The sequence below is a fragment of the Lysobacter sp. 22409 genome (assembly GCF_052045105.1).
Lineage (GTDB): Bacteria > Pseudomonadota > Gammaproteobacteria > Xanthomonadales > Xanthomonadaceae > Lysobacter > Lysobacter antibioticus_B.
Genome location: NZ_JBQEOE010000093.1, coordinates 4,690 through 4,946, shown reverse-complemented (window position 1 = coordinate 4,946; position 257 = coordinate 4,690). Strand labels below are relative to the sequence as shown.

The 257-nt window shown below is 53.3% G+C and carries 1 protein-coding gene; it reads left to right on the top strand.

What is annotated here, in order from left to right:
* Positions 1 to 185, top strand: a 185-nt coding sequence (locus ACTJJK_RS22980) for a hypothetical protein (RefSeq protein WP_440731348.1), incomplete at its 5' end; no start/stop codon positions are given.
* Between the last annotated feature and the right edge of the window lie 72 nt (positions 186 to 257).

Here is a 257-nt window from a genome sequence, read left to right as displayed (position 1 = left end):
GGGTAACTTTCTTTTGTCTAAAGCAACAAAAGAAAGTAACCAAAGAAAAATGCTTTTGCTTTGAATCACAGGCCCGCACGTTCGATGCCGCCGCAGGGCTTTTTCATACGGGACATCCCTGTCCCGATGAAAAACGGCCTGCATCCATGCAGGCCGCCCTTCGGGTCTTCGATTGCCTTCGCTAGTACGAATCGGCGCACAGCAACAGCAAAGGCAACCACTACGACGGCTCGTTCCTGGCGTTGGGGTAGGAGCGG